The sequence below is a fragment of the Lewinella sp. genome (genome assembly GCF_050633125.1).
GTDB lineage: Bacteria > Bacteroidota > Bacteroidia > Chitinophagales > Saprospiraceae > Lewinella.
Genome location: NZ_JBOEFX010000077.1, coordinates 21,418 through 46,602, shown reverse-complemented (window position 1 = coordinate 46,602; position 25,185 = coordinate 21,418). Strand labels below are relative to the sequence as shown.

The window sequence follows — 25,185 nt, the reverse complement described above, 5'->3', positions numbered from 1 at the left end:
TAACACCTACGACTGTCAAAATTCCTATACCCTGTACGAAGTACCTAATACNNCTTCTGTACGGTAATTATCAAGTGCGGGGTAATAATCCTCGCGATCTACATAGAAGCCAAATTCTCGTGGGTTTTCCATGATTTGCTTGATGGCCACCAAGCGAAAGTAGTAGCGGGAGGTTTCTTCGTTGAGGTTGAGGTCAAAGTAATTATCGGCTTCCTGCTCGCGGAGGTGTTTGTTCATATTACCACCACCCATATTGTAGGCTGCGGCTGCATTTGCCCAGCTACCAAAGCGTTCGCGGAGCGACTTAAGGTATTTAGCCGCGGCGTGGGTCGCTTTCTCCAGATGGTAGCGTTCGTCTACTTCATCGTTGATTTCCAGGCCATAATCGGTGCCGGTACCTTTCATAAACTGCCAGATGCCTTTGGCACCAGCAGGTGAAACGGCATTGCGCAAAGCGCTTTCCGCGACAGCGATGTATTTCAGATCAGTGGGGACACCTTCTTCTTCTAAAATTCTATCCATTATAGGAAAAAAACGCATCGTTGACTTAATCGATAGAATGGTACTGGAATGCCAGTAGGTATTGACAGTAAGCTCACGATCCAGCCTTTCGCGAACATCGAAATTATCCATTGGTAAGGCTTCGCCACAAAAACTAAAAGCCTTGTCTAGGTCTACACTTTTGACAATCTGAGGAACATTTTCGGTAGGCTGCCAATCGTAATCAGGTTTTTCTGTATTGCTCATCTGCGAGGCTACCAGAATAAAAATGCAGGTCAGTGCCAGCAGGATAAGGTTGATGCTCCAAAGTTTTTGCTTGCTCATGGGGAAGAGATTAAGACTTAATGTATTGCGCAAAAAACAACTTGCGCTTTTGTTTTGTGCTGTTTCTTTGTGTTACGTAAACGATAAAGATAATAGAAAAAATCAGCTCTTAACAAATTCCGCGGTCCCTTCATGCAGTACCGGAAAATTAACAGAATTGGCAATAAAGCAATACTTATTGGCCTTGTGGTGAAGTTCAGGAATTTTCTCTAGCATTGCTTCCGTTGCTACTTTCACCTTGGGCCGCAAGGTTACTTCTGTAAAATGGCCGCTCCCCGATTTTGTTTCTAGCATCGTTCCAATGGGTTCATCTTCGTAAGCGATCACTTGTATCTTATTGGTGCTACAGAGGTGTAAAAACCATAGCATGTGGCAACTAGAGATTGATGCCAACAATAGTTCTTCAGGATTGTAGCGCGTAGGGTCACCACGAAAAGAAGGATCTGAAGAGCCCGGGATAACGACTTGCTTTCCGGCCGCACTGAACTCGTGGTCGCGTTCGTAAGCATCGTAAGCAGAAGTACCCTGGCCCTTATTGCCGGTCCAGTTGAGCTGTAGCGTGTATTGGTGTGTTTTTTGTGACATGTGGCTTATTTAAAAGTGCAACTTCATCCCTTCATGAGAAGCTTTGAAGCCCAATTTTTCGTAAAAACGCAGGGCGTCGGGGCGCTTTTTGTCGGTGGTGAGTTGTATGAGGTGGGCTCCTTTCCTTTGTGCTTCCGCAATGGCCCAACGAAATAGTTGTTCGCCAATTCCTTGCCCTCGGTAATCTTTGTGGATACGCACGGCCTCTATTTGGGCGCGAATACCGCCTTGGTAAGTCAGATAAGGAATCAAAGTAAGTTGTAAGGTACCGATCACCTGGCCCTCTTTCTCCATGACCATCAGTGACTGATGAGGATCTTCATAAATCGTTTGAAAAGCTTGGTAATAACTTTCCGGAAGTGGTTTACGGAAATCTTCGCGTAAGCGGCCCAGTTCATCATCCGCCAGCATTGCTACAATTGAAATTACATCTTCTTTTTGGGCTTGACGAATGGTCATTGGTCGCTTTTTATGCTGTTCTTTATTTCCTTGGCTGCTTATACACCGGCACGGTGCTACAAGGCTCACCGTACATGATGCTCTTGACCAGCGGCTGAAGCCTGCGAGTAATCTCTAAATAAGCAGCAGGAGGTACAGGATGATCGCTACACCCCTTGATAACCAGACGTTGGTCGCGGTACTGCTCGGTGTCGAGTTGATCCAATTGGCGTAGGAAATAACTCCGGTAAAAATCATCGGCTGGCCCCTGAAAGATATCGTGTGCGTAGGGCGCAGCATAAGTCGCCACCAGCATGTAAGCCCAAACCGGGATAATGGCATCAGCCGAACAATAGACCAGCAGTATTTTGCCTTGGTATTGTTCCCAATTATGTTCTTTGAGTGCTTGGCGAAAGTCTTTTTCTTTCAGGATCATTTCCATGAAAAGGTAATCCTTCAAATCAAAGATAGCCAACTCCTGAGTCGGAAAAAACTCCTCCAACTTCAGGGTAATCAATCCACTATTTGCGACCCGATTTACGAGGGGTTGATCCATAATTTAATGTGAGGTTTAATAAAAAAGTCCTCTTTATCAGTCAGTTAAACATAAAAGACACTTGGGGATCGGCGAAGAACAACTAGCTCCCCTTAGCGTTCTGCGCGCCTTGTTCAACACTAAAATCTCCAGCCTGAAATGGGGGGACTTATTATTCGCCGCCCCTTGGTATAAAATCAAATCTTCACACTAAGCACCTAGCACTGTAAGGTTTGCCTTCTCGCCACAACCTTTATGTAGAAACAACAAGGCAAGCCTCAGATCATATTACTCCTCTTCTTCCTTTCCCGTGGCGGCTCTCCCCCTGTAGTTTTCAACATCTTCTTCGATGGGAGCATGTTCACCAATGGCATTCTCGAGGTTGCTAAACTCTTTGGGCTTGGGCAAGTCGTCCATGCTTTTGAGGCCAAAATAATCCATGAATTTCTCACTGGTAGCATAGAGCAGTGGCCTACCTGGCCCATCACTTCGCCCTACAATCATAACAAGCTCCTTCTCTAATAGTTTCTGCATGGCATAATCGCAACTCACTCCACGGATGGCCTCCAGCTCGGATTTTGTCACCGGCTGGCGATAAGCCACGATGGAAAGTGTTTCGAGCGCCGAACGCGACAGTCGTTTGTGGGTGGTTTGCCGCAAAAAGACCCCTACCGTATTGTGATACGCGCCTTTGGTAAGAAACTGATAACCACCACCTATTTCGACGATCTCAAAAGCGTAGCCAGGAGCAGCATAGCGTTCTCTCAGCTCTTCTATTGCTTCAATAATCTGCTCATCGGGAAAATTGAGCCCGAAGGCTTCCTCCAGCACGCTGTCGATTTCTTCCAGGCTGATCGAGTGATCGGTGGTAAAAATGAGGCTTTCAATATGTTGTACAAGATGATCCAAAGGCTAAGAATTTGGACAAAGATAAGCGGAGCGACTGTTTTTTGGGCCTTTTTTTGCGCTTATTTAGGCTCATGCCTGCTGCTGCTTAGGGCCGGGTTTGAAACCCGCCCCTAAGCAGCAGCGCCTATCCTTCTTGTAATGACCTCGTATGAGTCGCACAAGGTGACTTTTGCCTCGAGACGAGGTTACACAATTACAGTACTACCCAGGGCGTAGGCCTTTAGGCCGGAGCTCGGGGCCGGGACGGACCAGGACAAGGGGTAGCAGTGGTACCGAAGGTAAGAACGGATGGCCCGGTGCCGATCCCGTCCCGACTAGAAAAGTCGGGGCGGGAGATGGCATGGCCCCTGAAAACAATAAAGTTCTATGAAGGTGATAGGCCCCCTTTATGCCCGAACCTCTTTCAATTTAATGATCCTCAGTTTATCCAATACCCGGATAATGTAATAGGTAGGATCGATCTCGTGCCAGCGAATGCCCCCAAAATTGGCACGACTGCCATGCATGTGGTGGTTGTTATGATAGCTCTCTCCCATCATTAAAAAATCAAACGGAAGGAAGTTTTTAGAGGTATTCTTTAATGGGAAATTTACGTAACCGTATTTGTGCGCAAACCAATTGACAATGGCGCCATGGATCGGAGACAATAAGAATTGCACAGGCAGTAATAGCCACAACCACCACACATCTGCGTAGAAATAGTAAACAGCTACATACATGGTGCCCCACATGATGCGCGATGCTGCAGACCGTGCAAATTTATCGAACGCCAACCACTGAGGAACTTCCTGGGTAAACTGCTTATCGATCTCCATTTGTCCCTTATTTATTTGGGAATAAATGGTTTTGGTTTTCCACATCATTTTGAAGATCGACTCATCATAAGTAGGCGAATGAGGGTCTTTTTCGGTGTCGGCAAAGGCGTGGTGCATGCGGTGCATAATGCCGTAACCGTAGGCGCTCAGGTAGTTGGAACCCTGGAATACCCAAGTCAGCACAAAAAATATGCGCTCCCAAAACTTCGACATGGTGAACATTTGATGGGAAGCATACCGATGCAGGAAGAATGTTTGAAAAAACAGCGATGTATACCAGTGTATTAGAAAAAAGGGAATGATGACTTCCATGAGTTGTTTGTTTGTCTTTAGTCTAAGACAATACAAAATCAACTTTGTGACAAAAGAGGTTTATTTTTCGTAAAAAAGGTCTGCGTAGAGATCGCTGATCAAAGGGGCGAGGTGGCCTTTTTGGCATGCATTCCTAAAACTTTCAAGTAGAGGCAACGAGGGTAGTGAGATGGGTAACTTTGGAAGCTCGGGAGTTTTCAATTTTTCTTTTGCGCGAGAAACAATCTTGCGGCAGTTGTCTGCTTTTCGGTCAAAGATTACCTGTAGGTCTTCATAATCTACGTTGAAGAGTTCTCTCAAAACAAAGATGCCGCGCTCGACGGGTTCTAATTTGCGATGCATAAATGCCCATGCTTCATTGAGCTGATTTTCTACATCAAAGAGTGTCAATGTATTTTCGACGTTCTTGTCTTCCAAAACTTCCTCGAACTCTTCCAACGGTGTGCTCTTTCTTCTATTGCGTGCGTTGATGATGTTCAGACAGGCATTGGTCACCATGCGCACCAGGTAGGCCTTGATGTTCTCGATGTTGGTAGTATCTATGGTCAACCATTTCAGGAAAGTATCGTGCACGGCATCCTCCGCATCGGTCATTGACCCTAGCATTCTGACCGCAATAGCTTGTAAAGTGGGCTGATAAACAGCAATCACTTGAGTTTGTGTCACAAGAAGGTAGTTTGTCGGCAACCTGATTTGGTTGCCCACTCGAAAAGCACAAAGATACTAACAAGTGGATATTTCGGCGTGACCAAAATCACTTGGGTGGCTAATTGTGGGAATAAATCGAGGATTTTCGCGATTAATTCTGGTGAATACCGTTTTTCCTCTTATCGCCCGTGGTAGTCCATATTGGGTAATGGTTCATCATTCTTCAAATATCTCTCAAACCAATCTAATACTTGCTCGTTTACTTCTTTTTTATGTTCCGATATTCCGTGATCTCCGCCTTCAAACATTATCAAGCGATAAGGAATTCGATATTTTTCAAGTTCTAATGCGAGTCTTAAACTTTGTTCTGGTTTCACTCTCCAATCAGAATTCCCATGTAGCATGAGTAATGGAACGTCTTTCGGAAATTTATCGACCCACTTTATTGCTGAACGTTTTTCTATTTCTTCTTCTTTATTTTCTGCATAATTTGGGATTAACTCAGCCAGAACTCCGGTCTCCATTTCTGGTCTATCTTTGATGTTCTCATAAACATCAGATATTGCTCCTCCAACCACAGCAGCTTTAATTCTATTCGTTTTCGTTAAAGCTATGTAAGTCATCATTCCTCCTCTGCTCCAACCATACATTCCGATTTTATCAGTGTCAGCTGCAGCTACTTCTTCTAAAACTTCGGTTAAGATAATTATGTCGTTTACCTCTTCACCTCCAAATTCTTCCATTCCTTCCCCTCCACTATTTCCTCTATATTGACTGGCTATTACAACATAGCCTTCTTTTGCTATTTGGCCTAATGTTATCGCTCCATGCGCAATTTTCAATGAACCAAACGCTCTATTTCCACCACGATTATATATAACACAAGGATACTTCTCTTCGCTCTTTGGTTGAACCAACAACCCCTTAATTTCAAGGCCGTCGCTCATATAAGTTATTCCATATATTTCTATACTATCAAGATACTTGTATTCCTCTTTCCAACTTATCTGGCCATTGGTTTCCTCTGTTAATCTTGGATAAATTGGCGTATTCGTTAAATCAGAAATTAACCTTTTCTCTATTAAAAGGCTTTCTTCCTGTGCTTGACAACTAAAGATTAAGAACCAAAAAATTACTAGATGTAAATATTTCATTTTTCATTATTAAAGTGGACATCCCCCCCTCACAAGCACTCCTTCACTCGCTGCTTAAACTCCGTGCCACGCACCAACCGCAGGTAAGCATCTCTATTGTATTCTGACTGATTCTGCTGGTCTTGATGATAAAATTTGGCCAATCCAGCCGCGCCCTCCAGTGCTAGCGCCAATTGTAGCTGGCACAATACCTGGCGGCCCGCAAGCTCAGGGTGCTGTTCTGCATGCAGGGCCATGGTCAATTGAAAATAGCGCTCTAGCTGTGCAGGGACGAGGTTGTGCCAGTCGATAAAAACAAGGTCGGTATCCGTAGGAGCATAGCGGGCACTGAAGCGATCACCCACCGCCAGTGGGAAACCAAGGGGAGAACGATTCCCCAATTCAGGCAGGGCTACTTCTTCAACTTCGTTATCGACCCGATAACTGGCATACCAACGATCTTGCTTTTGGAAAAGGCTCACTTGGGTGTCTGCCCCCCTACCCTCTGCCAGGCCCGTCAATAGCGCCGCCTCGTGAGCAGGAGCACGAAAATAAAGTAAAGAAAAAACAATACCGATTAATACGACTAAGCCTATCCCAGCTATAATGCTTCTGCGATCGCTCTTTTTGCCCTCTTCACGGCGGCGATTATGAGGGCTGTCGATCTCTTCATTGTGCACCATGTCATAAGCGTAGGTGCCGTTTTCTTTTTTTAAAATTTTGACTTCAAAAAGCTCATCATCCAAGAAGAAGGAATAGTCTTTAGAGCTTTGTACACCAAAATCGATCAACATCACCTTGTTGTTACAATGTACCATAAGGTGACCACTGTCTTCTCCGTGATACAAGCCCACGAGATAGGTTTTGCCACCAAAGCCAGGAACTGTCCATTGTAATTGTGCCAAAATCAGCGAAATTTAGCGATGTTGATTTAGCTTTTCTAATTTTATAACCCAAAGTCTGCTCAAAAGATACACTTCCAAGGATATCAATAACCTTCTAACCGTAAAAAAATATCATTTACGCCCACTCATTTTATTGAGACTAGCATGCAAAAAAGTACCTAAATCTTGAAGAATTAACGTCATTAATTGCATTTTTGCAATATTCTGCAAGAATTAATGCAGTATTTGTCCGATTTTAACTATTTTTAAGGGTAATCATTCAGTGCAACGCCATGAAAAGAATAACCGAGGCCACCAGTGAATATAGGCATCTGGAACGCATGAGCGTCAAGGAGCTTCTGGTTAATATTAATAAAGAAGACCAAACCGTTTCTACCGCTGTAGAACGTGCTATTCCACAGATAGAACCCCTTGTAGTTGCTACAGCGGAACGCTTGCAAGAAGGAGGTCGTTTGTTTTATATAGGCGCCGGCACCAGTGGGCGATTAGGCATATTGGACGCTAGTGAATGTCCTCCTACCTACGGCGTGCCTGACAACCTGGTTATCGGTATAATTGCGGGTGGAGATACGGCCATCCGTAATGCCGTGGAAGCCGCAGAAGACAGCCCTTCACAAGCATGGACCGACCTGCGGGCTCACTATGTAGATGAGCAAGACATGGTCATAGGTATTGCGGCCTCTGGCACGACCCCATATGTCGTTGAAGGCCTCGCTCGTTGCCGTGAAAACGGTATTGCTACGGGTTGTATTACCTGCAATCCAGGAGCTCCTATTACTGAGCACGCCGACTTTCCGGTAGAAGTGGTGGTTGGCCCTGAATTCGTAACAGGTAGTACGCGCATGAAAGCTGGCACGGCACAGAAACTAGTACTCAATATGATCAGCACCAGTGTAATGGTTCGTCTGGGTCGTGTGCTGGACAATAAGATGATCGATATGCTGCTTAGCAACGAAAAGCTGATTGACAGAGGGGCTACCATGCTGGTACAAGCTTTAAAAATTCCTTACCCCGAAGCACGCACATTACTTTTAGAAGCGGGTAGCGTGCGCCACGCTATGGAAATTCATCAGCGTATTTCGAAGCATTGAAAAACTTCCTACTACTAGAAAGTGGGGCAACCAAGCTGGCTTGGGTACTGGCCTCCCCCCACAGCATCCTTCACCAAGGAGAGGTCTCTGGGCTCCACCCCTTTCTCAGTAGCGCAGCAGAATGGCAAAAAAGCTTACAGCTTATAAGTGTCCAACTTGGCAATGACTCATCGGTGAGTAATGTTTATTACTATGGTACTGGTTGTTCTCAAAATGATGGCCAATCGTTAGTGAAAAAATATTTCTCCACCTTTATGCCAACATTGCCTTGCCCCATTGTGGCTACGGATCTACTAGCAGCTGCTCGGGCACTTTGTCAACAAGAAGCTGGAGTTGTGGGTATTCTCGGCACGGGCTCTAATGCTGCACGTTATGATGGCCAGCAAATTGTAGACCAACGAGGTGGGCTAGGCTACGTACTCGGTGATCAGGGAGGAGGAGCCAACTTGGGAAAAATACTGCTCCTGGCGTTTCTCCAACAACAACTACCTGCTACTATCCGAAAAGCATTGCAGGAAGAATACCAACTTAGCAGAGATGCTATTATCAGTGAAGTATACCAAACGACTAACCCCAGCAGATACCTTGCCCAATTTGCACCAGCATTGAAAAAATGGCTTCCCGAAAGTAGTTTTTTGCAAAAAAAAGTAACCGCCGATTTTGGGCAATTCACTGATTTGTATCTACTGCCTTTAATGACTGGCGATGATCATTCCGCAGTCGCTTTTACCGGCTCTATTGCCATTCAGTTTCGCCCCTACCTGGAGGAAGCACTGCTACAAAGAGGTCTTTCTATCAAAACAATTATTTCCCCGCCCCTTCCTTCATTGATCAACTACCATCGATCGGTCCTTTAACCTGAGGTTCTTCTAACAAAAAACGCCCCACTCAAAGAGCGGGGCATTCAAATGGATTATAGAACAATCACTAGACCAAAAGTAGTAAGGTAAGGCGTGCTTACCCTACTGCTTTTAAATCTCCGGATCATCAGGAGTATTGGGGTTATTATCCCGTTCTGAGAACGGGTAAGGGTACCAATTTCTATTTCTTTCAGCATCAGCATCATTAGGGCCAGCACGATTGAATCGCTTGCTGTCGCCAAGGCGTAATCCAGACATCATCATCTCCATACAGCGGTTAGCATAGATTGCAGCCAGTACATCTGCCTGTGTTTCCGGGCCGCTGTAAGCAGGCAATCCGGCACCAATACCAAAGGCATCATCACCAGCTTGCTTGGTCAGTACTTCATCTAATGCGCCGATCGCATCGCTCAGCTGATTTTGCCGTGCATAAGCTTCTGCTTTGATGAGCAACATTTCACCCGGCAGGTAGATAGGAATACCGTCTTTGTTATCATCAAAAAAGGCAGCTGCCCGGTAATCATTCATCGCAGGGTTCAAGTCCTGAAAATAAAAGGCCAGGCGTTGATCTGCAGCATCTGGCTGAAGATCAGTTGGCAAACCTAAAGTCAAGTCAATCGGCTGATAGACATTGTTCGTCAGGATCGATACGAAAGCAATGGGGTTGGTACTAACATCATCATAAGTATAGGTAGACGTCACACTTAGGTCTACCGCGTTGGCAGCATTAATCGCATCACTATACCGCTCATCGAGCAGATAATAGCGTGCGAGTAATGCCTGCACCGTATTTGGGATATCAATATCTGCTGGAATACGCTCCTTTAGTCCACCATCATCACTGGTGAGGATATCACGCGCTTTCTCAAGTGAAGAAATTGCTGCTTTGATGGCTTCTTCACGGCTTGAGAAAGTAGCATTCTCTTCTGTTGTCAAGGTAACCTGCTCAAAGAAGTCGGCCATTGTTCCGTTAGCGAGTGCCTGAAAAATCGAGGCATAAGCTATCGTCCAGGCACGCGTATTAGCATCAGGAATAATATCGGCATTGGCAATTACCTTGTCAGCTTCATTGCGTGTCAATAGACACTGCTCCCAGATATTGGTAACGATGCCATTGCTACCTGGCAGGTCTGCATACCCTAGGGAAACGCCGTTTTCTGCTGCATTACCAGGGTTAATAAGCCTCAACTCTCCTGTTGTGAACCCAGCACCAGCGACGGTAGCATAAACAGGGCTTTGGCGACCAACAGAGAACCGGCGCTGCGCGCCAGCTGCCAAACCAATCACACCATCAGGTGTACTTAGCACCTGAGCTTCTGTAGCAGCGCCTGGATTAGTAAAATCCTTTTCGCAGGCTGCAAAAGTGAGTAAACTGAGCAGTAAAATACCGCTGTGCTTTAGATATATTTTTAGACGATTCATGTCGTAATATTTTAAATTCTTTGACAATTTGTGCAGTTCCTAAAAGTTGGTCTTCAGGGTCACGGTATAGACACGAGGAATCGGCACCTGGCCGAAATTCACGCCGCGCAACAGGTTACTTTGTCCACCAGCATTCACTTCCGGATCATAACTGGTAAAGTCATCAATAGAGAAGAGGTTTCTTCCCCCAACTGTTAGTACCGTATTGTTTAAAGCACCATCAAATAATTTATCAAAGGTATAGCTCAGGGTAATTTCACGTAGTTTGGTAAACGAACCATCACTCATCCGCCATTCCGAAATTGGATAGATCGACCATACCCAACCACGGGGTAGTTCACCAGTCAATTCCTGCTCAGCAAATTCACCTACTCCAACTCCCTGACGTGTTCTTTTATCGGCATCAAAAACATCAACACCCTGAACAGATTCGAACAAGAAGCCTAAGCTTAATTTACCTACATTGATCTGTGAGCCCAGGCCTAATATAAAATCAGGGTTAGGGTCACCAATTACGCGGCGTAGCGGATCACCTGTTGGCTGACCATCAGCATCACGACTAGGCGTATTGGTCGTTACATCACCGCGTTCTTGCTGGCGCAAGCCGTCAGGCGTCAATAACATACTTCCATCAGCATTAGTAGCTTGGTACGTCCCATAGAAAACACCTATAGCTTCTCCTTCTACCAAGAATATTGGTGCACCGGCTACATTATTGATACCGATTAAGGTTTGGCCAAGGTTGAATACCTTGTTACGGTTGCGGCTAAAGTTGGCAAAGACATCCCAGCTGACCTTGCTCGTCCGAACAGGCGTCGCTGTCAGGGCAATTTCCAAGCCCTTGTTTTCCATGTTTCCTACGTTGGTCGTAATTGCCTTACCGCCTTGCGAGGCAGGAAGTACGCGTTCTACCAACAAGTCTTCAATATCCTGCTGATAATACGTAGCAGAAAGGCCTACCCGATCATTGAATAGTGATAAGTCTGCGCCAATCTCCAACTCTGTCTGGCGTTCTGGCCTTACATCAGGGTTGGCGAGGGTATTACTGGCATTGATCGTCAGATCACCACCAAGGTTACCTGTGCTGAAGTTGTTGAATCGATCATAAGGGCCGATACCTGTAAGGTTACCAGCTTGTCCCCAAGAAGCACGCAAGCGGAAGGTAGAAACAGCATTACTTATGCCACTACCTTGCCAGAAGTCTTCGTCAGAAATCAGGTAACTACCACTCACCTTTGGGTAAAACTGGTTGCGATTATCAGGGCTGAACGAACTCGCGCCATCCACACGCCCAGCGAGGGTAAGGAACAAGCGATCTTTCAGGCTGAAGGTTTGCTGGAGGTAGTACCCCCAAATTTGCAAACGCGCAATATTAGATTGTGGGGCAAACGGATTGGCTGCACCACTTACTGTTTCTACAAAAGGCGCTAGTGCGCGACCGTCAGCAACGGTGTACTGGTTTTTCGAAAATTGAGAAGAAAAACCAAACTGGGTTGTCGAACTGATATTATCGGTAACGATCGTGGTGTAAGCACCATTGATATCATGGTTCATTTGGAACACCTGGTTAGTAGCTGTAGAAGCATAACCATCATCGAAATAACCAGGGTTTACCGGGCTATAAGGATACGGAGGAATGAAGGTATTACCCAACTGATTGTAAGTATCCGCACCTGCCAGATAAGTCAGGCTAAATCCTTCAAAAGGAAAAATAGAAACCTTCACATCAGCAATGGCACGATTTACCTCCTGGTTGATATCAAAATCTTCGATAACACTCAGTGGGTTCACACGAGTAGGTTCTACTGATTGCAGGTTGCCCAACTCATCACGCTGGGTAATGTCCCAGATGTTGTTGGTAATATTAATGGTGTTGATCGGACTCCAGAATACGTTGCCATCCGGTTTCTCATTAGAGTAAGAATTATTGTAATTCAAACCCATAGAGATGCTCATCCAGTCACTAACGGTTTGATTATAGCGTAAGCGAGCACCGTAGCGGCGAAAATCCGTATTGCGTACAATCCCTTCGTTAAACGTATAATTCAGGGCCGCGTAATAGTTTGAGCTTTCATTTCCGCCTTTGATAGCGAGATGCTGATCCGTACCCATGCCGGTGTCAAAAATCTCGTCTTGATAATCATAACGTGTAACGGGTACTTTGTCGGTAGAGAAATTAGCACCAACCGTAAGACCGCCAGTAACGGGGTCAGCACCTGCGATAGGATACAGTCGTTGAGTTGCACTACCAAACTGCTCACCTCTGAGGTTGATATAAACCTTTTCTCTGATTTGGTTAACATTCAGGCCAGAGCTAAGGGTAATTTGTGGCTTGCCCGCTTTTCCTTTTTTGGTGGTAATCAAAACCACTCCATTAGAAGCTCGTGATCCGTAGATCGCAGCGGCAGCAGCACCATTGATTATTTCAACACTTTCAATGTCATTGGGATTAAGGTCCGCAATCCGGTTGGTACCAGGCTGCGCTGCTCCTGCATCAACATTGGTATTGGTAACATTGGAGGTTGCGGCACTGATAACGACCCCATCTACAATGTAGAGCGGATCAGAACTACCAAGAATGGAACTAGAGCCACGTAATCTAACCGAAAAACCGCCGGCAGGATCACCAGAGTTTTGTACGATTTGGGCACCAGCAACCCTACCTTGTAGCGAACTGAGTACGCCTTGAGGGTTAGCGTTGGTAAGTTCCTCAGCCTTGACAGAAGTAATCGAGTTGCCTAAAGAACGACGACTAGAAGTTACGGAAGAACCGATGACCACTACTTCATCCATTCTCAAGACGTCGGTTCCCAAGCTCACATCCATCGTAAAAGCTTGCCCAGTACGGGTTACTTCTATTCTTTCAGCAACCGTGGTAAAGCCTACATAAGAGTACTGAAGTTCGTAAGTAGCCGCCGGGCCACTAGCTTCGATGGTGTACGTCCCATCGATATCAGTAATAGACCCTGTACCTAGAGACGGAATAAGGACGGTCACCCCAATGAGGGGCGTTTTATTTTCATCAACTATCGTACCGTTAACGGTAAAGTTGAGATTTTGCGCCTGTAGCGCAAAGCCGGCCAATAAGCAGCATAAAGCCGGTAGCAAGCGGTGTAAAGTGTAAGATCTTTGCATAGCCTCCAATTTTTGTATATCCTTCGGGGCTAACCTGCAAAAGCTGATGTTTTAGATTCTAAGAAGTATTAGATTCTGTTGAGTGTTGGCAAAAATAAAACAGCTACGAGTACAAGTTAGGCGATAGAATTTGGTATACGTTTGGTTAGGATTGTAATTTAATGCGGTGAAATGAGCAAAAGCTTGCGACTTAATGCTTATTTCATTGCATATTTAAGCATAATTTCCCGACTTATTGCCAGAATAGGCCAAAAAAATTGCAATTTATTGCAACAAAAACCAATACAACTTCGCAAAACCGGCACTACTGCTATCATTATGCATTTTTATGCAATATTGAGCCAAGTGTTCTTTTCCTATCCAAATGCCCAAAAAGTAAACTTCATGCTAAAGAAAGAAAGACAGGCGCTGATTCTAAGGGAAGTCAATATTCACAATAAAGTGTTACTGAGTGACCTTAGCGAAAAGTTTACGGTGTCGGAGGATACTATCCGAAGAGACTTACAGGAATTGGCCAACCGCAATAAGCTGATCAAAGTTCGAGGAGGAGCACTTTCTCGCTCTTATCATTCCTACTCCTATCGGGAAAATGATATTTATGCCTATCAAGAGAAGACTATTATTGCCCGAAAGGCCATTAGTATGCTTAGAGATGGGATGTTGGTATTAATCAGTGGAGGGAGTACCAATAAAGAAATTGCCAGAATTTTACCACCAGAGTTAAAAGTCACCTTTTTAACGATGAGCCTGTCTACCGCTCAACAGCTGCTGGAACATCCCAACTGTGAGACTATTTTTTTGGGAGGCTTACTTTCCCCTACTGCCAAAGTGAGCATAGGGGGGGAAGTTATCACACAATTGCAACAATTGCGTCCAGATATTTGCTTTATGGGTGCCAATGCTATTGACCCCGAACATGGTCTTACAGATTCTGATTGGGAAGTTGTCGTTGTAAAACGAGCTATGCTCAAGGCTGCTACAAAGACGGTAGTACTATCTATTGCAGAAAAACTGGGGAGCACCCAGAAAATTCAGATTTGCGAACTTAATAACATTGATTACCTCCTTACGGAATTGCATCCAGAGCACGACGACCTCAAGGGCTATCGAGAACGAGGCGTAAAAGTATTGTAACAGACTATTTGAAAAGAATACCTCTGTTATTGTCTTTTTCTTCTGTCACAAACATGTTCAACAGAAAAAGGCACAGGGCCTTTAATAGCAATCTGGCCAGTATCCTGGTGAATTTTTCGTTCGTAACCAGGGCAACGTTTACAAGTATAAACTATCCAACTTCCTTCTTGGCGTGCTTCGCAGTGATGGACACTTTGCAGTGCTGTTTCAGCGATGGGGAATACCACTGTCATAAAATATTGTGTGTTCAATTGGGAATCTATGCCAAGGCAAGGTATTTATTGTATGTGATGGGTACCTCAGCAGTTATATGTTTTTTCCTTATACGTAGGCTTTTTCCATAGGTTTCACCCTATCGTTATTTTTTACACCGGAGATTAGTGCTGCGCGTTCAAAATTTCCCGACAAGCGCTTATCTTTGCCGCTATGAATACGACTACCCCTACCATCCACATGGTTGATTTGAAGACGCAGTATGAAAAACTGCAAACCGAAATCGACCAGCAAGTAATTGATGTGATCCGCTCTGGTGCGTTTATCAACGGTCCAGCGGTCAAGAAATTCCAAGCCGATTTAGAAATCTACCTCGGTGTAAAGCACGTTATTCCCTGTGCCAACGGAACCGATGCCTTACAGGTAGCACTGATGGCATTAGGCCTTCAGCCTGGTGATGAAGTCATCGTTCCTGCCTTCACTTATGTAGCCACAGCCGAGGTAATTGCCCTGCTACAGCTAAAGCCAGTGATGGTAGATGTTGATCCTCACACCTTCAATGTAACAGCCGAACTCGTGGAGGCAGCCATTACCGATAAGACCAAAGCCATTGTTCCGGTTAATCTTTTCGGTCAATGTTGCGATATGGCTCCTATTCTGGAGCTTGCCCAAAAGCACAATTTATTTGTCGTCGAAGACAATGCCCAGGCTATCGGTGCCAGGTATACCTTCCCCGACGGCACCGTCAAAGCTGCAGGTGCGCTAGGTGATATTGGCTGTACCTCTTTCTATCCTTCCAAAAATCTTGGTGCCTATGGTGATGGTGGTGCTATCTATACCGACAATGATGAGCTAGCAGCCAAGCTACGTATGGTAGCCAACCACGGCCAAAATCGTAGGTACTACCATGATGAAATCGGTGTCAATTCGCGGCTCGATTCTATTCAGGCGGCTATCCTGGGCATCAAACTTCAGCATCTAGACAGCTACAATGCAACCCGCAAAGCAGCTGCCGACTACTACGACCAAGCCTTTGCAGACATTGAGGCACTGATAACACCAGCCCGTCAGGACAATAGCACGCACGTTTATCATCAATATACTCTTCGTGTTACCAATGGCAAGCGCGATGAATTGCAAGCGTTCCTTCAGGAAAAAAGCGTACCCAGTATGGTTTATTACCCGGTACCTCTTTACGAACAGAGCGCCTACAAAGGAACAGCTGCCAACGATGTAGATTTTCTACCAACAACAGACCTCCTTTGCAAAGAAGTGATCAGCCTGCCTATGCACAGTGAGCTGCAGGAAGATACCCTCGCATATATCTCTGCTCAGGTGAAAGCTTTTTTCTCTTAAAACAAGCCCATGAGTGCAACCTACTATGCTCACCCCACCGCGATTATTGATGAGGGCGCACAAATAGGCGCAGGGAGCAAAATCTGGCATTTTTGCCATTTAATGCCTGGTGCAATTATTGGTGGAAGTTGCTCTTTAGGGCAAAATGTGTTTGTGGCCAACAAAGTCCGGCTGGGGCGCAATGTAAAGGTGCAAAATAACGTCAGCCTATATGAAGGCGTCATCTGCGAAGACGACGTCTTCATTGGGCCAAGTGCCGTATTTACCAACGTCATCAATCCCCGCTCTGGCGTCGAACGCAAGCACGAATACCGGCCAACGATCTTACGTAAAGGCGTAAGTATCGGAGCCAATGCTACCATTGTTTGTGGTATTACTTTAGGCACTTACGCTTTTGTGGGTGCTGCCAGTGTCGTCACCAAAGATGTTGCCCCCTATGCATTGGTCGTGGGAAATCCTGCCCGGCAAATCGGATGGATGAGCGCCCATGGCGACCGACTGGAATTTGATGACCAAGGCAAAGCTGTTTGTAGTGAAAGCGGGGAGAGATATTCATTGCTGGATGGACTTGTGAAAGTTGAGTAGTGAGTTCAGAAAACATATTAACCAGTTAACCAATCTTTTGGTGCAGAACTAATCTCAAATAAGGGATACTCCTATCGTGTTAAACCAAACAATATCTTTTCGAGTGAATTCAAATCGAATAGTTAAAAAACAAAAATGTTTATTTTTTTTAATTAAAAACTTTTACGTAGATTGCTTTTAAAACAGCATTATGCCTCAAAACAAAAGCTTTCTCTTTCCCCAAACTGAACAAAAAATCTCTCAATATGCCAAAGCCTTAGCCCACCCTGCCAGATTAGAAATCATTGATCTCCTAAGAAGATTTGATTTCTTAATGCATAAAGAAATAATTGAATTCATCCCTCTTTCAGCTAACAGCGTAAGCCAACACCTAAAAACATTATGCCATGCGCAGATTCTGATCAAAGACACCTTCGCTGGCGCAGTTGGTTACCGTATAAATGATGTAGGCTGGCAGTCTGCTAAAAATAGCCTGAAAACATATTTTTCAAACGTGGGCTAGCGTCTTCAACAAAGAGCCTTACCTTACCCCTCACTAGACCAGTTAGACATTCAAATAATTATTGTTCCTTCGCAACAAACTGGCTCACTATGCACAAATATTCACTTCTTCTTTTTCTGACAGGATTGCTCTTGACAACTTCCTGCCAACCAACCTCATCTGCCGAATCTTCTACAGATGACGCCACCCCTCAAATCACCGATGCTATGCTCGGACAGCTCATTATGCAGGGCTTCCGGGGATTGGAAATCGACAGCGTGAGCCCTATCATTAAAGACCAACTCGCTAATGGGGAGATTGGCAATATTATTCTATTTGATTATGATGTGGGCCTAAAACGTTACGGTCGAAACATTGATTCTCCGCCACAAGTCGAGCAATTGTTGACTGATTTGCAGGCATTGGCACCAGGCTTTTTACTCACAGCTATTGATCAAGAAGGGGGACGTGTAACCCGGCTCCGACCTGTTTATGGTTTTCCTGAAATTGCGGCAGCTCAAGACATGGGCGCCAAAGAAAACACCGACTCTACCACTTATTATGCTACTCAAAACGCTACTAACCTAAAAAAGCTTGGTTTTAATGTCAATTTTGCGCCGGTGGTCGATATCAACGTCAATCCGGACAATCCCGTGATTGGAAAAATCAAGCGAAGCTATGGTGCTACGACCGGCCAAGTTGTCCGTCACGCTCGTGCATGGATCATTCCTCATGCCAGTGCTGGAATTCTTTCCGTCCTCAAGCATTTCCCTGGTCACGGTAGCTCAGAGAGTGACTCCCACAAAGGTTTTACCGACGTCACCGCTACCTGGACGCCCGAAGAGTTGGAACCTTTTGAGCAACTGCTCGCGTCGGAGGAGGTCCTGGCGGTCATGACGGCACACGTTTTCAACCGCACCATTGACTCTATCTACCCCGCTACCCTCTCGCCCCACTACATTCAGGCTATGCTTCGGGACTCTTTCCATTATGATGGTGTCGTTTTTTCTGACGACCTGCAAATGAACGCGGTAAATAAACTTTACGATTTTGAGACCATCATCAAGCAATCCATCCTCGCTGGTGTCGATATGCTCGTTTTTGGCAATAACCTCGAAGATTATGATGAAACACTCGCCCGTCGTACCATCGCGACTTTACGAAAGCTGCTAGATAGCGGAGAGATTCCCGCAGAACGCATCTTAGAATCCTATCAGCGTATTACTAATCTTAAAAAGCAACTGTCTAAATAGTTAAACTTGTATTAATCCGAGGTACAGAGCTTGCTGTAGATCATTTTCTTGTCGAATTTTAAGGGAGTTCGATATTTTTTCAAACACCTACAACAAAATTCTCTGAGATGAAAACGACAATGCTCTCCCTCTTTTTCCTGCTTCCTCTTTTATTATTGGCCCAAAAAACGACCGACCAGCGCATCATCTTCGGTATTGCCCAGTCGCATTTGCATCTAACAACAACAGATCATTACGAGACCTACAGCAGCAATAGCCGTAGCACCAGCATTCGTAGCGAGACCAATAACAGCCGTGGACTGGGGTTCAATTTAGGCTATAGCCGTACCGTTCACCCACGCTGGGAATTGACTACCCGAATCAATTACGCCGGCAATAAAGTGCAGGATACGATTCATTACTATTACCGTTTACCTACCACCACTTTGCCAGATACGCGCACCCGCTCTTACCGTGCGTTTTGGTCAGAAGCTATGGTCTTTTGGCGGATGATCGGAGATCGAAGCCTTGCCGACTTACAGTTGGGTACCGGGATAGCTCATCTCTACTACCGACAGGAATACAGCTCCGGCTACGTGTATAATCTGGACTTTGATCAATTTGATGTAAAATACCATACTATTGAACGAAAGGGGAGTTTTGGCATTCCTATTCATCTACAGTTCCAATACCCCATCAACTACAACTGGAAGGTTGGTTTCGCCGCTCAATTCAACTCCTTTTTCGATGGTAACAAACAGTCTGGCGTTACGGCTTTTGCTGCGTATCGCTGGTGAGCAGTAGTGCGTTTTTTACCACATAGTCACAGATAATTTTCTAAAAAAAACCAGGTGACTATGTGGTAAAAAACCATCTCTCGTAGCGACTACTCCCCTATCAACTCATACAACCCTTCCAATTTAGGAGTCAGGATGATTTCGGTACGGCGGTTTTGGGCCTTACCTGCGGCCGTATCGTTGGTTGCGATAGGATAAAACTCTCCCCGGCCTGCTGCGATGATACGCTCGGCAGCGACGCCATTAATCGTCAATTCCTTCACCACCGTGGTTGCACGGCCTACGCTGAGATCCCAATTAAAGGCGGCCTCTCCATCGGTGTCGGTATGGCCTTCTACTGTAATATTGATATCCTTATTGGCTTTGAGTACCGTTGCCAGTTGTGCAATAGCTTGTTTCCCTTGGTTGTTAATGGTCTTACTACCAGAGGCAAAAAGCAGGTTTTGGCTTAAAGAAACGTATACTTTACCATTCTTTTCCCGCACTGTAAGGTCTGCTTCTGAGAACCCTAGCAAAGCCTGGTTGACCCTGTCGCGAATCGTCCGCAAGCGGGCTTCTTTGTCTGCGATGGCTTTCTCCAACTCTGCTACTCTTGCCTCCCTGGCTACGAGTTCCTGCTGAAGGCGTTGTTGATTTTTCTCTTCGTCACTCAATTGCTGTTGGAGGCCTTGTAACTCTTTTTGGCGTTGATTCAGCTCTTGTTCTTTCTCATTGAGTCGTGCATTGAGACTTGCATTTTCATCACCTGCCGCAGCCAATGTAGTACGGTTCTGTTCGAGGATTCGATCATAACGTGCAAGTAGATCGCGATTAGTCGCATCTAACTCTGCATACCGTTGGCGAGAACGCTCTAGGTCCGTTGCAACTTGTTGCCGTTGTTCCTGTTCAGCAGTGAGTTGAGATTGCAATTTAGCCGACTGGTTGCGGTAGCTATCCAACTCCGCTTCCGTTTCATTAAGCCGATTGGAAAGGCGGTTTTTGGCAATTTCGAGATCAGTATATTTTTGTTGTGAAACGCAGCTGGTTAGGAAAACAAGCAGCAGCATATTCAGGAAAAACAAAGAATTACGCATAATTTAAAATGGTTGTTCAAGGGTAAATGAATCAATGGTCTCTTTAACGTAATCTAGTACACCTAAGGTTCGTAAACCTCCTTTTTTTCGACGAAAAAAATAAATAAAAAAGCCCTTTCTACTGAGGCAGAAAGGGCACGTATACGTTACTGAATTACTACTCCATTTTAATTCGCATCAATGACTTCACCGCTACCGGTGATCGACACATCCAGCAGGGGCTGCCCCTTGTAGTAGACATCGCCACTGCCCGTAATCCGCACATCCAGGCGGTCTTCAACCCGGACTTCAGCATCACCACTGCCTGAGATTTTTATATTCCCTTCGCGCACCGCAATGTCGAAAGCCTCTAAATCACCACTCCCTGTAACATCCAGGCTCAGTTCATCAGCTAAACCTTCCAGATATACTTCTCCTGAACCGGAGATATCAACCTCTATATCATCGGCCTCCAGTGCCATATTGATTTCACCAGAGCCAGAAATACGAAGCTCTATATCGCCTACTACAAAGGTATTGGTGCTTATAATCTTACCGGAACCACTGATTTTGATCTCATTTAAATCAGGAACAGTAATGTAGAAAATGAGGTTATCCACGTCACGGACACAATCTTCGGTTCTGATCGTCCAAATACCACTGCTGCTTATATCCAGATCCAGTTCGTCAAAAATATCTGACTTCCCTTCAACCGTTACTGATTGTTCTGGCCCTTGGGTGATTTCAACCCTGGCGTCCATCGCCAACGAGATTCCGGAAAAATCCGGCAAATTAAGATCAATAGTACTTATCGGGCCATCCGCATCCATGCAACCAAAAAGGCCGTCATCATCATTGATATCTACAAAACATCCACTAAGGAACAAGCTGCCGGTGCATACCAGCACGAAAATAAATTTAAGATTATTCATCATTTTTGATTTTTAGGGTTAAGTATTGGGGGTGCTCTCCCGATTGCTCGGGATCGCGAGGGTGTTCGTTCCGATACCTCGGAACTCACGGTTGGTGCTCTTCCGATAAATCGGAATCACGGTAGTGTTCGCTGCGCTCACGGGGGTGCCGACTGCGTCGGCGGTAGCCGCGCTAACCGCGAGCTTTAGTGAGGAACGAGCACAAACGTGAGCGCAGCGAACACTACCTGCCAAGTGTGGAAGCAAAACACAAAGCTCCTTCCCCATCGTCGAAATATCGAGCCAATAGGTTGTGAGGTTTACCAATTATTGCTTCTTCTGCGACCAAACCAACCGAAACGCAGGGTTACTCCTGCAACAGCACCGGAAAAGTCTTCGCCTTTCAGTCCACGGTCTTCGTTAACACCAGTCACGTAGCGATAGCCTACTGTTCCGGCCAACCTAAACCAGCGGGTAATATTTAATTCCATGCCTATTTCTGGCGTTGCCACGAAAATCTTGTCCAATTCACGGTAAGGGGTATTGCCATTCAGATCAATATTAATAGCGCCCCAACCAAGACGTGCGCTACCGTACATGTGTACCAGGCGGTGTGGTTGGTAAGTACCTCCTAACCAAAAGCCGCCATGGCCAATATCCAACACATCTACCTCCCCATCTTCGTAAAGTTGATCAAAATCTACACTGGCCAAGCCGTAGCCGCCAATGAAGAAACTGTTGATCACCAGGGCACCACCGCCACCTACCGAAGTACTCAGGTTGTTGCTCAATCCATATTCCGTAATTGGGCCACCAAAGGCTCCAACAACTCTGGCCTGATTAAAAAGGGTTTCATGTTGGGCTTGTAAGCCAATTGTTGCGGTGAGTAACACCGCCAAAAAAAGAAGTTGTTTTTGCATTAAATTTTTCATTCGTCGAGTGTATTTAAGACTTAAGTGTTGTCTCTTGGTTAATTTATTGTTTAGACATGGCACAGCCAGTACTTAGTGTGCTACACTAAGCGCCTGGTACACTACCAGTCGTAATTAAATCCTTGATTTAAGCTTGATAATACTACAGGCGGATACCAGCTGAGAAGCCTATCCAACCTTGAAAATTCGTTTCTCCCTGCTGCTCATTCCACAGCGGGTTAACCGGAATACGTGAACCGTAAGTATCGGTAGACGCATCATATAATTGAGACCACATCACATTGAGTACAGGGCCGGCATAAAAGCTCATCCGCCCATTCAATTGATAGTCAAAAGTTGTTCTAAATTGTCCTAGCAGGTTAAGTTTACTTGTCCAGGAATCCATCTCATTAACGTGCATCGCTACTGCCTCTACGTTCAACAAAACTTTCTTTCCCAGCCGGGGAACCACCCCTAAACCATAACCTACAGACCAAGTGGTATACACTGCTTCGGAGGTTAGGTTGTCAACCGTTTGCTGCTCTACAACATCCCAGCGCAAGCCTAGGTGAACAATATTGTAGAGCTTGCGTATCCCGAATTTTGCACCCAAATTGACGTACATATTTTCAGTCGCACCAACCTCTACCCGATTGTAACCGTACTTAACAAAACTCAGTAATCCCAAGGGAGCTTTGCCCGTCGTATCACAAACATTCACCAAACCTACCTGTCGTTTTTCTACGTAGCGGGCTCGATTGTAAAAGCTACTTATTTGGCGTTCCACATCACCTTTGGCCCAGTTAAAAGCGCCAGCGGTCTGTTTACCATCCAAATGGTGCTTGGAGATATTGAATAATCCAGCAACCTGTGCGCCTGTCATGCTATCCAGTACAATGTTTCCAACGCCTGCTACTTGCGCGCCTTCTACTGTTCCTCCTGTATGATTGACTAAGCCAGCTAGTTGGGTGCCAATAACGTTTCGTCCAACTTGGTTAACGCCACCCGCCATCTGGAATCCTCTCATATCTTCTACAACGGAATTGGCAAATCCGCCAATTTCAAAACCATCTACAGCTTTACTGGTTCCCCAAAAAACGTTGATCGAAACGTTGTTAGTCACCTCATTACTACGGTGCGTATTAGTGCCAAAATAAGGCAACAATGAAATCTGCGCCAAGCGGTGGGTGGCATCGTATTCTTCCATTGCCATTTCTCGCTTATGGTTTTCCATGGCGATGGCTATTCGCTCCAAATCTTCTTCTTCCAGCTTATCACTTAGCCATTGGTCGCCGCCAGAAATTTGTTTGGGCTCTTGCGTCGGGATTGCTGTTATTGCTGGCGGCGTTGGCCGTGGTTCCTGATACAGGGGCGTCTTTTGACGGGGTTGTATCGCTTTAGTTTCAATTTGCCCAAGTCTTCCGGGGTCAGATCTCAGCACAATTTGATCACCAATAAAGGCGTGCCTGATCGGGCTGGTCGCAAATAAATTATCCATAGCATCCTGCACCGGCATTTTATTGGCCGAAGCATTGAGGTGGTAATCCATCGGCAACCGACTTGGACTATAGGTAAAATTGAGATCAAAACGCTGCTCCAGATCCACTAGTGCATCCCCTAAAGTAGTTTCCTGATAGTGGTAACTAACCTGAATACTACTTTGTTGCGCCCATGCGAAGCATGGCAGAACAAGCAGACATCCGATTTTTAACAGGTGTTTGTACAACATGGGGTCGTGGTTCTATTGACAAGCTTCTCCCGCAAAGCGGTAGATGCCTTTATTTTCATCCAATTGCAATTCCATCGAAAACTCAACAGCCTCCAAGAGGTCATTTAAGGCAATATTCTCGTACTTACCATTCAACAAACACTTCCCTAAACCTTCTGTGGCCAACTCAATGTCCACTTCGTAGTAGCGCTCCATTACTTTGATCGCTTCGGAGAGTGGTACATCTTCAAAATCCAGTTTTCCATCCTTCCAGGCAGTACTATTTTTCGCTTCTTCCTCTTTAGTAGCAATCGCAGCAGTTTCTTTAACAAATACTCCTTTATCACCGGGCAGTAACTCTACTTTCTGTGCGACTACCTCAGCATCAGGAGCTTTCGTTTGGGTTTCCAAAGCAACTTTTCCTTCCTTCACACTTACTTCTACCGACTCCTCTTCAGGATATGCTCGAATATTGAAGGAGGTGCCCAAAACAGTAGTAATGGCCTCTCCTGCATAAATCCGAAACGGCTGCAAGCTGTCCGTCGCCACATCAAAGAAAGCTTCTCCTTCCAACTGTACCCGGCGTTCGCCGTTTACTTCTTCATAGGTCAGATAAGTATTTTCATTGAGCCATATCGAAGTGCCGTCTGGCAAAGTCAGCTCCGACTGCTCATCATTCAAGGTACTGGCAATGACCGCCGTATTACCCGAAGGTTGCAACGTCCACCAGCCAGCAACGAGCAACAAAGCTATCGCCGCCGCTGCCATCCATCGACGGTAGTTGAAGGAAACGATAATTCCTTTCTCTGAGCCTTTCGCCGCTGTAACGGGTGTATCGGTTAACCTTGCGTCTACTTTTTCCCAAGTATTAGCTTTTTGCGCTGAAAAGTCAGGATAAGCCATTTGAGCTGTCAAATCCCACAGTGTAACCGCATTATCAAAGAACTTTTGACCTTCAGAAGAATCTGCTACCCATGCCAACAACTCCTCCTGCTCAGCAGCAGCAATATTGCCACTGAGATAAGCTGCCATCAACTCCTCGGCCCGGGTATTTTTCATAATTCTTTCCCTTTGTCAATGTTAGGATGTGGGTACGCTTTACTCCCCCCTATTCCCAATGAATATTTTTTTAAAAAAAACTAAATAGCTCCCTTAAACTGCTAAGTAGCAACATAAAAAGTAAAGATAAGGC

The 25,185-nt window shown here is 45.4% G+C and carries 25 protein-coding genes; 8 read left to right on the top strand and 17 right to left on the bottom strand.

The genetic code is table 11. The features are described 5' to 3' along the window. Window positions 1–53: 53 nt before the first annotated feature. From ACRBG0_RS16990 to ACRBG0_RS16950, 9 genes are all read right to left on the bottom strand, one after another. A partial coding sequence (locus ACRBG0_RS16990) for a lytic transglycosylase domain-containing protein (protein ID WP_431488081.1) occupies window positions 54–522 on the bottom strand: 469 nt, incomplete at its 3' end. Between the two features lie 405 nt (window positions 523–927). After that, window positions 928–1,410 (bottom strand): OsmC family protein, encoded by a 483-nt coding sequence (locus tag ACRBG0_RS16985; protein ID WP_431488060.1) that lies wholly within the window; start codon window positions 1,408–1,410, stop codon window positions 928–930. A 9-nt stretch (window positions 1,411–1,419) separates the two neighbouring features. Beyond that, a complete protein-coding gene (locus tag ACRBG0_RS16980; protein ID WP_431488059.1) occupies window positions 1,420–1,869 on the bottom strand; it encodes an N-acetyltransferase family protein in 450 nt (149 codons plus the stop codon). A gap of 22 nt (window positions 1,870–1,891) precedes the next feature. Next, the gene (locus ACRBG0_RS16975; protein ID WP_431488058.1) at window positions 1,892–2,404 is read right to left on the bottom strand and encodes a DUF2480 family protein; all 513 of its coding nucleotides are present in this window, start codon (window positions 2,402–2,404) and stop codon (window positions 1,892–1,894) included. Between the two features lie 267 nt (window positions 2,405–2,671). Further along, a complete protein-coding gene (gene scpB, locus ACRBG0_RS16970; RefSeq protein WP_431488057.1) occupies window positions 2,672–3,292 on the bottom strand; it encodes an SMC-Scp complex subunit ScpB in 621 nt (206 codons plus the stop codon). 386 nt (window positions 3,293–3,678) lie between these two features. Further along, the gene (locus ACRBG0_RS16965) at window positions 3,679–4,419 is read right to left on the bottom strand and encodes an acyl-CoA desaturase (protein ID WP_431488056.1); all 741 of its coding nucleotides are present in this window, start codon (window positions 4,417–4,419) and stop codon (window positions 3,679–3,681) included. A 60-nt stretch (window positions 4,420–4,479) separates the two neighbouring features. After that, window positions 4,480–5,085, bottom strand: coding sequence for a sigma-70 family RNA polymerase sigma factor (locus tag ACRBG0_RS16960; protein WP_431488055.1), 606 nt, complete (start codon window positions 5,083–5,085; stop codon window positions 4,480–4,482). 161 nt (window positions 5,086–5,246) lie between these two features. Next, a complete protein-coding gene (locus ACRBG0_RS16955) occupies window positions 5,247–6,221 on the bottom strand; it encodes an alpha/beta hydrolase family protein (RefSeq protein ID WP_431488054.1) in 975 nt (324 codons plus the stop codon). Window positions 6,222–6,250: 29 nt separating this feature from the next. Further along, window positions 6,251–7,105, bottom strand: coding sequence for a hypothetical protein (locus ACRBG0_RS16950; RefSeq protein ID WP_431488053.1), 855 nt, complete (start codon window positions 7,103–7,105; stop codon window positions 6,251–6,253). A 272-nt stretch (window positions 7,106–7,377) separates the two neighbouring features. On the opposite strand from ACRBG0_RS16950, the gene murQ reads away from it, so the two are divergent. Both murQ and ACRBG0_RS16940 read left to right on the top strand, forming a co-directional pair. Beyond that, window positions 7,378–8,196 carry an N-acetylmuramic acid 6-phosphate etherase gene (murQ, locus tag ACRBG0_RS16945; RefSeq protein ID WP_431488052.1) on the top strand — a complete coding sequence of 273 codons (819 nt, stop codon included), beginning with the start codon at window positions 7,378–7,380 and terminating at the stop codon, window positions 8,194–8,196. Beyond that, window positions 8,193–9,053, top strand: a complete 861-nt coding sequence (locus tag ACRBG0_RS16940) for a hypothetical protein (protein ID WP_431488051.1) — start codon at window positions 8,193–8,195, stop codon at window positions 9,051–9,053. Before murQ ends, ACRBG0_RS16940 begins: the two co-directional genes overlap by 4 nt. Window positions 9,054–9,167: 114 nt before the next feature. On the opposite strand, the gene ACRBG0_RS16935 is transcribed toward ACRBG0_RS16940, so the two are convergent. After that, entirely contained in the window at window positions 9,168–10,478 is a 1,311-nt protein-coding gene (locus tag ACRBG0_RS16935; protein ID WP_431488050.1) for a RagB/SusD family nutrient uptake outer membrane protein, read from the bottom strand. Between the two features lie 39 nt (window positions 10,479–10,517). Further along, on the bottom strand, window positions 10,518–13,613 hold the full coding sequence (locus ACRBG0_RS16930) for a SusC/RagA family TonB-linked outer membrane protein (RefSeq protein WP_431488049.1): 3,096 nt from the start codon (window positions 13,611–13,613) through the stop codon (window positions 10,518–10,520). Window positions 13,614–13,997: 384 nt separating this feature from the next. On the opposite strand from ACRBG0_RS16930, the gene ACRBG0_RS16925 reads away from it, so the two are divergent. After that, a complete protein-coding gene (locus tag ACRBG0_RS16925) occupies window positions 13,998–14,747 on the top strand; it encodes a DeoR/GlpR family DNA-binding transcription regulator (RefSeq protein WP_431488048.1) in 750 nt (249 codons plus the stop codon). A 26-nt stretch (window positions 14,748–14,773) separates the two neighbouring features. Here the strand turns inward: ACRBG0_RS16925 and ACRBG0_RS16920 are convergent, their stop codons facing one another. Next, window positions 14,774–14,980 (bottom strand): hypothetical protein, encoded by a 207-nt coding sequence (locus ACRBG0_RS16920; protein WP_431488047.1) that lies wholly within the window; start codon window positions 14,978–14,980, stop codon window positions 14,774–14,776. A gap of 193 nt (window positions 14,981–15,173) precedes the next feature. Between ACRBG0_RS16920 and ACRBG0_RS16915 the strand changes: the two genes are divergently transcribed. The 5 genes from ACRBG0_RS16915 (at window position 15,174) to ACRBG0_RS16895 (ending at window position 19,411) form a co-directional block, all read left to right on the top strand. Continuing rightward, window positions 15,174–16,316, top strand: coding sequence for a DegT/DnrJ/EryC1/StrS family aminotransferase (locus tag ACRBG0_RS16915; protein WP_431488046.1), 1,143 nt, complete (start codon window positions 15,174–15,176; stop codon window positions 16,314–16,316). A gap of 9 nt (window positions 16,317–16,325) precedes the next feature. Continuing rightward, window positions 16,326–16,901: an acyltransferase gene (locus ACRBG0_RS16910; protein ID WP_431488045.1), complete on the top strand. Its 576-nt coding sequence runs from the start codon at window positions 16,326–16,328 to the stop codon at window positions 16,899–16,901. 190 nt (window positions 16,902–17,091) lie between these two features. Beyond that, a complete protein-coding gene (locus ACRBG0_RS16905) occupies window positions 17,092–17,403 on the top strand; it encodes an ArsR/SmtB family transcription factor (RefSeq protein ID WP_431488044.1) in 312 nt (103 codons plus the stop codon). A gap of 89 nt (window positions 17,404–17,492) precedes the next feature. Further along, window positions 17,493–18,635 carry a glycoside hydrolase family 3 N-terminal domain-containing protein gene (locus ACRBG0_RS16900; protein ID WP_431488043.1) on the top strand — a complete coding sequence of 381 codons (1,143 nt, stop codon included), beginning with the start codon at window positions 17,493–17,495 and terminating at the stop codon, window positions 18,633–18,635. 107 nt (window positions 18,636–18,742) lie between these two features. Continuing rightward, entirely contained in the window at window positions 18,743–19,411 is a 669-nt protein-coding gene (locus tag ACRBG0_RS16895) for a hypothetical protein (protein WP_431488042.1), read from the top strand. 89 nt (window positions 19,412–19,500) lie between these two features. Here ACRBG0_RS16895 and ACRBG0_RS16890 read toward each other — a convergent pair whose 3' ends face one another. The 5 genes from ACRBG0_RS16890 to ACRBG0_RS16870 form a co-directional block, all read right to left on the bottom strand. Next, window positions 19,501–20,484, bottom strand: a complete 984-nt coding sequence (locus ACRBG0_RS16890; RefSeq protein WP_431488041.1) for an OmpA family protein — start codon at window positions 20,482–20,484, stop codon at window positions 19,501–19,503. 167 nt (window positions 20,485–20,651) lie between these two features. Beyond that, window positions 20,652–21,395, bottom strand: coding sequence for a head GIN domain-containing protein (locus tag ACRBG0_RS16885; RefSeq protein ID WP_431488040.1), 744 nt, complete (start codon window positions 21,393–21,395; stop codon window positions 20,652–20,654). A gap of 299 nt (window positions 21,396–21,694) precedes the next feature. After that, entirely contained in the window at window positions 21,695–22,306 is a 612-nt protein-coding gene (locus ACRBG0_RS16880) for a hypothetical protein (protein WP_020535097.1), read from the bottom strand. A 142-nt stretch (window positions 22,307–22,448) separates the two neighbouring features. Further along, window positions 22,449–24,014: a hypothetical protein gene (locus ACRBG0_RS16875; protein WP_431488039.1), complete on the bottom strand. Its 1,566-nt coding sequence runs from the start codon at window positions 24,012–24,014 to the stop codon at window positions 22,449–22,451. Window positions 24,015–24,026: 12 nt separating this feature from the next. Beyond that, the gene (locus tag ACRBG0_RS16870) at window positions 24,027–25,052 is read right to left on the bottom strand and encodes a FecR family protein (protein ID WP_431488038.1); all 1,026 of its coding nucleotides are present in this window, start codon (window positions 25,050–25,052) and stop codon (window positions 24,027–24,029) included. Window positions 25,053–25,185: the final 133 nt, after the last annotated feature.